The organism is Mesorhizobium sp. B2-6-1, from assembly GCF_006440475.1.
Taxonomy (GTDB): domain Bacteria; phylum Pseudomonadota; class Alphaproteobacteria; order Rhizobiales; family Rhizobiaceae; genus Mesorhizobium.
Genome location: NZ_VFUH01000007.1, coordinates 120,985 through 130,000, shown reverse-complemented (window position 1 = coordinate 130,000; position 9,016 = coordinate 120,985). Strand labels below are relative to the sequence as shown.

Annotated in this window: 6 protein-coding genes (1 of these 6 cut by a window edge); 2 read left to right on the top strand and 4 right to left on the bottom strand. The window is 63.8% G+C overall.

What is annotated here, in order from left to right; all coding sequences use genetic code 11:
- Positions 1-1,568, top strand: the 3' portion of a protein-coding gene (locus FJ443_RS16390; protein WP_181165386.1) for a M23 family metallopeptidase. The gene continues 403 nt to the left of window position 1, outside the view; only the last 1,568 of its 1,971 coding nucleotides appear in the window; its start codon lies off the left edge, out of view; its stop codon occupies positions 1,566-1,568.
- A 17-nt stretch (positions 1,569-1,585) separates the two neighbouring features.
- On the opposite strand, the gene FJ443_RS16385 is transcribed toward FJ443_RS16390, so the two are convergent.
- Positions 1,586-3,139 (bottom strand): MFS transporter, encoded by a 1,554-nt coding sequence (locus tag FJ443_RS16385; protein WP_140584072.1) that lies wholly within the window; start codon positions 3,137-3,139, stop codon positions 1,586-1,588.
- Positions 3,140-3,323: 184 nt separating this feature from the next.
- Between FJ443_RS16385 and FJ443_RS16380 the strand changes: the two genes are divergently transcribed.
- Positions 3,324-3,956 (top strand): TMEM175 family protein, encoded by a 633-nt coding sequence (locus FJ443_RS16380; RefSeq protein WP_140513832.1) that lies wholly within the window; start codon positions 3,324-3,326, stop codon positions 3,954-3,956.
- 113 nt (positions 3,957-4,069) lie between these two features.
- Here the strand turns inward: FJ443_RS16380 and FJ443_RS16375 are convergent, their stop codons facing one another.
- The 3 genes from FJ443_RS16375 to clpB all read right to left on the bottom strand — a co-directional run bounded on the left by FJ443_RS16375 (position 4,070) and on the right by clpB (position 8,844).
- Complete coding sequence (locus FJ443_RS16375; protein WP_140664878.1) at positions 4,070-5,560, bottom strand: L,D-transpeptidase family protein; 1,491 nt, start codon at positions 5,558-5,560, stop codon at positions 4,070-4,072.
- A 256-nt stretch (positions 5,561-5,816) separates the two neighbouring features.
- Entirely contained in the window at positions 5,817-6,176 is a 360-nt protein-coding gene (locus FJ443_RS16370; RefSeq protein ID WP_140565948.1) for an MmcQ/YjbR family DNA-binding protein, read from the bottom strand.
- A 61-nt stretch (positions 6,177-6,237) separates the two neighbouring features.
- A complete protein-coding gene (clpB, locus tag FJ443_RS16365) occupies positions 6,238-8,844 on the bottom strand; it encodes an ATP-dependent chaperone ClpB (protein WP_140500939.1) in 2,607 nt (868 codons plus the stop codon).
- Positions 8,845-9,016: the final 172 nt, after the last annotated feature.

Below are 9,016 nucleotides of genomic sequence, written 5' to 3'. Positions count from 1 at the left end.
GCCATACCACCAACCGGCCCTACCCGCCCTTCGATCCGATGCAGGTGTTCGGCGACGACGGTGACGACGCATCGGCGCAACCGGCGACGGCCGCCGCTACGCCGGGCCAGATCTACGGCACCAAGGTCGAAAGCGAAATGAGCCTGAAGACCGTCGACTTCCCCATTGAAACGGCTTCCTTCGATGAAAAGAGCGACCTTTCCGCCGATGAGGTGGAAAAGGTAGTGCGCGAGGCCGGCACCGATCTCAGCGACGGCGCCGTCCAGGTCGCTTCGCTCCACTATGTCGACCCGCAGCGATTTGGCGAGGCCTTTGCCGAGAGCATGGCCGGCTCCTACGACGTCAGGATCGTGCCGGAGAACGTTTCGGTCGCGCCACGTGCCAACGCCGATGACCAGGCACCGGCCTTCGCCGAGGAAATCATCCCTTTCACCAAGGATCTCGCCATCACGGAAGCCTTCGCAGATTCGGGCTATACGGGCGAGGACGCCGCCGGCATGGCCGAGGCGATCACCAAGCTCTTGAACGCCCCGGCGCTCAAGGCTGGAACCGTGCTGCGTGTTGGTCTCGAGGTCCATGGCGACGCCGCCAAGGTCGTGCGCACCAGCGTCTACGATCGGACCCAGCATATCGTCACCATCGCGCTCGACGATCGCGGCCAGTATGTGCCGGCGCAGGAACCGGAGCCCAATCCGGAGTTGCTGACGGCGTTCGATGATTCGTCGGCGCCAGTGGTGGTGCGCGGCAACCTGCCCAACGTCTATGACGGCATCTACCGCGCCGCCTATTCCTACGGCATGTCCAAGGCCATGACGCAGCGGCTCATCAAGCTGTTGGCTTCCGATGTCGACTTCCAGTCCCGCCTCAATCCGGCCGACCGTCTCGAAGTGCTGTTCTCGCAGCCCGACGGCGACGACCAGACCTCGGACAATTCCGAACTGCTTTACGTCTCGGCGACCTTCGGCGGGCAGACGCGCAATTTCTACCGTTTTCAGATGCAGGACGGCAGCACGGATTATTTCGACGAGGACGGCTCGAGCGCCCAGCAGTTCCTGCTGCGCAATCCGTTGCCGGCCGGAAAGTTCCGCTCCGGCTTTGGCGCGCGCAGGCACCCGATCCTCGGCTATGTCCGCATGCATACCGGCGTCGACTGGGCAGCCCCCATCGGCACGCCGATCATCGCCGCGGGCAATGGCGTCATCGAGAAGGTCGGCTGGGCCGGCGGCTATGGCAAGCAGATCATCATTCGCCATGCCAACGGCTATGAGACCTCCTACAATCACCAGAGCGCTTTTGCCAAAGGCATCGAACCGGGCGTTCACGTCCGCCAAGGCCAAACCATCGGCTATCTCGGCCAGACCGGCCTCGCCACCGGCCCGCATCTTCACTACGAGCTGATCGTCAATGGCACCAAGGTCGATCCGATGCGCGTCCGCCTGCCGGTCGGCAAGGTGCTGAAGGGCGAGGACCTTGTCGCCTTCAAGCGTGAACGCGAGCGCATCGACGACCTGCTGAAGCAGGAAGACAGTGATTCGCTGAAGGTCGCGAGCGCCAAGATCGAAGGATAGTTCCTTCGATCCACCCGTCAGTCGCGAGGGTTTTCGGCGGGCCGGCGCCATGGCAATGATTCGCCTGAAATCGTCATCCAGGCGATGACAGCCGAAAGCAGGCAAAGCAGCGCCGTTACAAAGGAAACAGCCGAGAATGCGGCGTCGCTGGCGGCAAGCCGTGCGGCGTCGACAGCCGGGGCCAGTCCGGTCGTCGCCGGTTCACCGAACCCCGGCACGCCGGGCAAGGCGCTGCCATCCAGGGCCTTCGCGTAGACCCAGGCGGCAAGCGACCCCATAGCCGCAACCGCAATCAGGCCTCCTATGCGCGAGACGGCATTGTTGATACCGGAGGCCGCGCCCGTATCCTTGTCTTCCACCGCCGTCATGATCGCGGTCGACAGCGGCGACACCACCAGCGCCATGCCGAACCCCATCAGCGCCATCAGCGGAAATGTTCCGGTCCAGAAATTGTGGATACCGGCATGCGTCAACAAGCCAAGCCCGGCGAAGGCGAAGGCAACCACCAGACTGCCGCTGGCGATCGGAAAACGCGGTCCGATCCGGTCGGACCACTGGCCGACAGGCCCAGACAGCAGTGCGATCAATGCAGACAGCGGCAGGAAGATGAAGCCGACCTCGGCCGTGCTCAGCCCCCAGCCGGCGATCAAAAGCATGGGCAGGTAGAAAAGATTGGCCGACAGCGCGAAATAGAGGAAGAAGGTCGCGAGATTGGCGCCGGCGAAGGCGCCGATGCGAAACAGATTGAGATCGATCATCGGCTCGCGCTGCCGGCGCTCGTAGAAAATGAAGACGAAAAGCAGGACCACGCCGGCAACGATTGCCGAACCCGACATGAATCCGGCAGCCTCCGCGTTCATCGCCGTCAGCCCGTAGGCCAGCAACCCGAAGGCCAGTGTCGCCAGCGCCGCGCCGCCAAGATCGAGGCTGCGCTTTTCGGTCGGCCGATCCGCCGGGATCTTGGCGAGCAGCAGGTAGATCGAAACCAGCCCAAGCGGCAGGTTGATGGCAAATATCGCACGCCAGATTCCATTGCCGAGGGTCGACAGCACGAAACCGCCCAGCACCGGACCGAGTGCCGTGGTCAGCGCCGAAGCGGCGGCCCAGATGCCGATTGCGCGGCCGCGCTCCTTTTTCGGATAGGCCTTGGCGATGATGGCAAGGCTGCCCGGCACCATGATCGCAGCGCCGACGCCCTGGATTGCACGAAACGCGATCAGCACCGCCGGATTGGGCGCCAGCGCGCAGGCCAATGAAGCGGCGATGAACAGCGCGATGCCGGCGACGAAGGCGCGGCGCAGGCCGAAGCGGTCGCCCGCAGCACCGCCGGCGAGGATGAGCGCCGAAAGCGTCAGCGCGTAGGCATTGGATATCCACTGCGCTTGCGCCAGGCTGGCGCCGAGATCGACGCGGATTGCCGGCGTGGCGATGGCAAGGATCGAACCGTCGATGAAACCAAGCGCTGAAGCCAGGATCGCGGCGATCAGCACATAGCGCCGCTGCGACTGCGGGCAGAACGTACCGTTGGCGGTCGGCGGCGGGACGGCAGCGGCTTTGCTCGGTGCATGCATGCAACCTGCATAAACCCGCGGCGCGCCCGCAACAACCAGCCAGCGGTCCCGGTGGTTGAAACCAGCTGCGCAGCCACCTGGCCGCATTGGCAGGTGCCGGCCCACGCAGGTGCAAACAAGCGCCGGCATGCTAAGCTTTCACGCGGCATCGGACGGGAGCCGATCAGACAGGGGGAGAAAATCGATGAAGCGACCGCTCGAACCATCCCAGTCCGGGCTCCACCGCGTCGTCGGGCTGACCGACGGCGTCTTCGCCATCGCGCTGACCCTGATCGTTCTGGAGATTCGTGTACCGACGCACGAGGCGATCCATTCCGAAGGCGATCTCCTCGACGCCGTCCTGGCGTTGGCGCCGCGCTTCCTGACCTATGCGCTTTCCTTCCTGACGCTGACCATCTTCTGGTTCGGCCAGCAGGCGCAGCATGGGTTGATCACCAGATCCGACAGGCGGCTGGCAACGCTCAATTTGTGCTTTCTCGCCTTTATCGCCCTGCTGCCGTTCTCGACCGATCTTCTGGCCGACTTCCTCGAATTCAGAACCGCGGTCGCCGTCTATTGGCTCAATCTGCTGATGCTCGGCGTCACCCTGATCGCCAGCTGGCGCTATGCGGAGAAAAATGGCCTTCTGGCGGATGATGTCGACGTCGAAACGAAACGCACGGTCTACCTGCGCATCGTCAAGGCGCAGCTTCTGTGGGCGGTCGGCGCCCTGCTCTGTCTGGTCACCCCGCTGCTCAGCGTCGGCTTCATTCTCATGGTGCAGCTGATTTATGCCGCGACACCGAGCGCGAAATGGTTGCGCAGGATAATCGGGTAGAGCAATTCCAGGAAAAACGTGGCGGTTTCCCGGGAAAAGCGCGCAGCGCTGGAGCGGCTCGGAAGTCCATCGAACACTGAACCGCTCTAACCAGCGACGAACGCCGCATCGTCTCAGTCGACGAATTCCACCGTCACACCGGGCGAAACCAGCTTGGCCAGTTCGCGGGCATCCCAATTGGTCAGTCGCACGCAACCATGGCTTTCGGTCTTGCCGATCTTCGAGGGATCCGGCGTGCCATGGATGCCGTAGGTCGGCTTGTCCAACGCGATCCACACCGAGCCGACAGGGCCATTCGGGCCGGGCGGAATGGTCAGGACCTTATTGTTCTCGCCCTGTTTGAAATTGATGTTGGGGTTGTAAGTGTAGTTCGGCTCGAGCGCGACACGGGACACGGCATGAATGCCGGACGGCGACGGCGTGTCGGACGAGCCGATGGTGGCGGGATAGGCCGCGACCAGCTTGCCCGCCGTATCATAGGCAAAGACCTCTTTCTTGCCCTTGTCGGCGACGATACGAGCCACCGGCGACGACACCAGTCTGCCGAAATTGGCAACCTTGATGATCGTTCCGGGACGGTTGAAATTGGCCTCCGGGTTGAGCGCCTTGAGATAGTTCTCGTCCATGTGGAAGCGCTCGGCAAGCGCTTCCGTGACCGACGTATAGCCCATGCGGTCGAGCTGCGCCTTCTGGCTGTAATCTTCCGGGATCGACGCAACATAGGGACCGGCCGCATCCTCCGGCGTGATCGTGTAGTTGGCCAAGGCATCGCCGCCCGATTGTGCAAGGGCCGCCTGGATGCCGACGGCGTCGGTCGATCGCAGATTGCTGCCGGTGATCTGGTTGTAGGCAGCCAGCGCCTTGTCGACATTCGAACCGAAGCGCCCGTCGATGACGCCAGGCGAAGCGCCGCCGCGATCAAGCAGCACCTGCAGAGCCGCGACATCCTGGCGTGCTCCGAGCGAAAGCGACGGGTCGACCACAGTCTTGCCGCCTGCTTTCGGCGGTAATCCCGCTTCGTCTGCAGGCGCCGGCTGCGCGGCGGGAGCCGTGGGCTGGACCGGCTCTATCGAGGCCTCGTTCAGCGGCTGGCGCTTGACGGAGGGCGGCGTTGCCGGCTGGGGCGCTTCCGGATAGTTGTCGTCGTAGACGCCGTCGCCGCCGGGGGCCGGCGGGTAGGCCTCGACGGAATTGTCGCCATAGGGATCATATTCCTGGACGGGCGGCGCGATGACCCGGCCTTCGTCTTCCATCTGCCTGCGGCGGAAGCGTGCCATGTCTTCCGGATCGTCGAGATAGTAGCGGTCGTCGTCGGCGGGAACGCGGCCGAGTTCGCGCAGCCGTGTCTCGCGGCGCAGCGCGCGTCGGTCGAGCCTGGTCTGCGGCGGTTGGATGGCGACGACCTTGCCCGTGTCCGCATCGACGATGACGCGGTTGCCCCTGGCGTCGTAATAGATGTCGAGATTGCCGTCCTGGGCCAGCAGGATGCCGCCGTCAGCGGGGCGGACGACCCGCGGCGAAGCGTCCTCAGTCGGCGCGGCGAACGCGCTTGAAAACGCCAGTCCGGCCGCAAGTGCCGAAAGGGTGAAGATCGTCCGCAACATGGTGGGCAAACTCTCCGGTCCGTAATTGCCGTCGCAGGCGGCTTTCGCGCGTAGCGAATCCTTCGCCAGCGAACCACCGCCCGACCATAAGGTTCCAATATGAACCGGGCATGAAGATGGCGGTTTTTCGGCGCCTCGACGAATATCAGCTAAATGCATATCGTCCAAAAGCGGCCCGGTTTGGGGCGAACGACATGCATAGAACCAAGAGCTAAAGCGCGTCGCCTGAATCCGTCGAACGTGACGCGCTTTAGCCTCAGGCAAGTCCCAGTTCCCTTCGCGCCTGCTTCGTCAACTTCAGGGCGACAAGACGATGGCTCTCGCGCAGGTAGTCCTTCAGCGCGCCATCATCCATGCTCTTGCTTGTCTGGCGCTGGATCCATTTCATGCCGCGCGAGGCAAGATAGGGTGCGGGCCGCAAGCCCGGCTGCTCCTTCAGCACATCATAGGCAATATCGGAACATTTGAAGGTAATGAAAGGGTCGCGGCCCTCGCTCCAGCCGCCGATGGCAAAGACCTTGGCGCCGACCTTCCAGACATGGGCGCCGCCCCACTGGACGACATGCGATGTGGCGGGCAGCGAGGCGCAGAAGCCGTTATAGTCGTCCAGCGTCATGCGTGCTCCTGCCGAAAGACGCGAAAAAGCCGCGCGCCCGTCCTGGGCGCGCGGCGTTCAATCAGGCTGCCGCTTCGGTCGCGACGACCGTCGGCTTCGAACGGAAATTCAGCCGGTCGGAGCCGGCGGTCACCTTGACGGTCGAGCCGTCGAGGATCTCGCCGAGCAGGATCTTCTCCGCCAGCGGATCCTGCAGGTCTTTCTGCATCACCCGCTTCAACGGCCGCGCGCCATAGGCGGGGTCGTAACCCTTGGATGCCAGCCAGTCGATCGCCTCCTGGTCCAGCGACAGCGTGATCTTGCGGTCGACCAGCAGGTTTTCCAGCCGCTTGAGCTGGATTTCGACGATGCGGCCCATATCCTGCCGGCGCAGCCGATGGAACAGGATCACCTCGTCGACGCGGTTGAGGAACTCCGGCCGGAACGACGCCTTGACGACGTTCATCACCTCGTCGCGAACCTGATCGACATCCTGGTCCTCGCCGAGATTGACCAGGTATTCGGCGCCGAGGTTCGACGTCATGATGATCAGCGTGTTGCGGAAGTCGACCGTGCGGCCCTGCCCATCGGTGAGCCGGCCGTCGTCGAGCACCTGCAGGAGCACGTTGAACACGTCGGGATGCGCTTTCTCGATCTCGTCGAACAGCACGACCTGATAGGGCCGGCGCCGCACCGCTTCGGTTAGCGCGCCGCCTTCCTCATAACCGACATAGCCGGGAGGCGCGCCGATCAATCGGGCAACCGAATGCTTCTCCATGAACTCCGACATGTCGATGCGCACCATCGCGCTCTCGTCGTCGAACAGGAAGTTCGCCAGCGCCTTGGTCAGTTCGGTCTTGCCAACGCCGGTCGGGCCGAGGAACATGAACGAGCCGATCGGCCGGTTCGGATCCTGCAGGCCGGCGCGAGCGCGCCGCACTGCCTTGGAAACAGCTTGCACCGCCTCGCCCTGGCCGACGACGCGCTTGCCGATCTCGTCTTCCATGCGCAACAGCTTGTCGCGCTCGCCTTCCAGCATCTTGTCGACCGGAATTCCGGTCCAGCGCGAGACAATGTGGGCGACATGATCGGGCGTGACCACTTCCTCGACCATGCCAGCCTTGCCGTCCTGGGCCTCGGCTTCCTTCAGCTTCTTTTCCAGTTCCGGGATCTTGCCATAGGCAAGCTCGCCGGCGCGCTGGAACTCGCCCTTGCGCTGGGCGATGGCCAGTTCGTTGCGCGCCTCGTCAAGCTGCTTCTTGAGATCGGCGGCGAGCCCGAGCTTCTGCTTCTCTGCCTGCCATTTCGAGGTCATCTCGGTCGATTCCTCCTCAAGGCTGGCGAGGTCCTTCTCGAGCCGGGCAAGCCTGTCCTTCGAAGCCTCGTCCTTCTCGACCTTCAGCGCTTCGCGCTCGATCTTGAGCTGCATGATGCGGCGGTCGATCTCGTCCAGCGCTTCGGGCTTGGAATCGACCTGCATGCGAAGCCTCGAAGCGGCCTCGTCGACGAGGTCGATCGCCTTGTCCGGCAGGAACCGGTCGGCGATGTAGCGGTTGGACAGCGTCGCCGCCGCGACCAGCGCCGAATCGGAGATGCGCACCTTATGGTGCTGCTCGTATTTCTCCTTCAGGCCGCGCAGGATCGAGACCGTGTCCTCCACCGTCGGCTCCTCGACGAAGACCGGCTGGAAGCGGCGGGCGAGTGCGGCATCCTTCTCCACATGCTTGCGGTATTCGTCGAGCGTGGTGGCGCCGACGCAGTGCAGTTCGCCGCGCGCCAGCGCCGGCTTCAGAAGGTTGGACGCATCCATGGCGCCGTCCGCCTTGCCGGCGCCGACCAGGGTGTGCATCTCATCGATGAACAGGATGATGCCGCCAGCAGCGGCAGTGACCTCGGAAAGCACGGCCTTCAGCCGCTCCTCGAACTCACCGCGATATTTGGCGCCGGCGATCAGCGCGCCCATGTCGAGCGCCATCAGCTGCTTGTCCTTCAGCGATTCCGGCACGTCGCCATTGACGATGCGCAGCGCCAGGCCTTCGGCGATCGCCGTCTTGCCGACGCCCGGCTCGCCGATCAGCACCGGATTGTTCTTGGTGCGGCGCGACAGCACCTGGATGGTGCGGCGGATCTCGTCGTCGCGGCCGATGACCGGATCGAGCTTGCCGGCGCGGGCATCGGCGGTGAGATCGCGCGCGTATTTCTTCAGCGCGTCATAGCCCTGTTCGGCATTCGCCGAATCGGCGGTGCGGCCCTTGCGGACGTCGTTGATCACCTGGTTGAGCGCCTGCGCGGTGACGCCGGCCTTGGCCAGTATGTCTGATGTCTTGGCTGATTTCTCGACCGCCAGCGCCGTCAGTAGCCTTTCGACCGTGACGAAGCTGTCACCGGCCTTCTTGGCCAGTTCCTCGGCTGTCGAAAACACCTTGGCCAACGGCTGTGCCAGATAGAGCTGGCCGTTGCCGCCCTCCACCTTGGGCATCGCTTCGAGTGCCGTCTCGATGCCGAGCTTGACGTCGCGGACGCTGCCGCCGGCGCGCTCGATGAGCGACGCAGCCAGACCCTCGTCGTCATCGACGAGCACTTTCAGGATATGTTCGGGGGTGAATTGCTGGTGGTTGCGCGAGAGCGCCATGGTTTGCGCGGATTGGATGAAGCCGCGCACGCGCTCCGAGTATTTCTCGAGATTCATACCTGTCTCCTTCCATCACCGGCCCGCTTTGCGGCACCGGATCAGTTTGCGGTGACGGACCCGCCCGTGAGAGCCGGATCCAGTTGAGGCTGATATGGTGCGCAACCCGCGAACCCTCAAGACGTCTCGATGGCTGCGAAAGCATAATATTCCACGGCCGCGCAAAACGAAA

What these genes read in the sequence shown, in the direction of transcription:
- FJ443_RS16385 (WP_140584072.1), bottom strand. Translation starts at nt 3,139, where the DNA reads ATGCATGCACCGAGCAAAGCCGCTGCCGTCCCGCCGCCGACCGCCAAC.
- FJ443_RS16380 (WP_140513832.1), top strand. Translation starts at nt 3,324, where the DNA reads ATGAAGCGACCGCTCGAACCATCCCAGTCCGGGCTCCACCGCGTCGTC.
- FJ443_RS16375 (WP_140664878.1), bottom strand. Translation starts at nt 5,560, where the DNA reads ATGTTGCGGACGATCTTCACCCTTTCGGCACTTGCGGCCGGACTGGCG.
- FJ443_RS16370 (WP_140565948.1), bottom strand. Translation starts at nt 6,176, where the DNA reads ATGACGCTGGACGACTATAACGGCTTCTGCGCCTCGCTGCCCGCCACA.
- clpB (WP_140500939.1), bottom strand. Translation starts at nt 8,844, where the DNA reads ATGAATCTCGAGAAATACTCGGAGCGCGTGCGCGGCTTCATCCAATCC.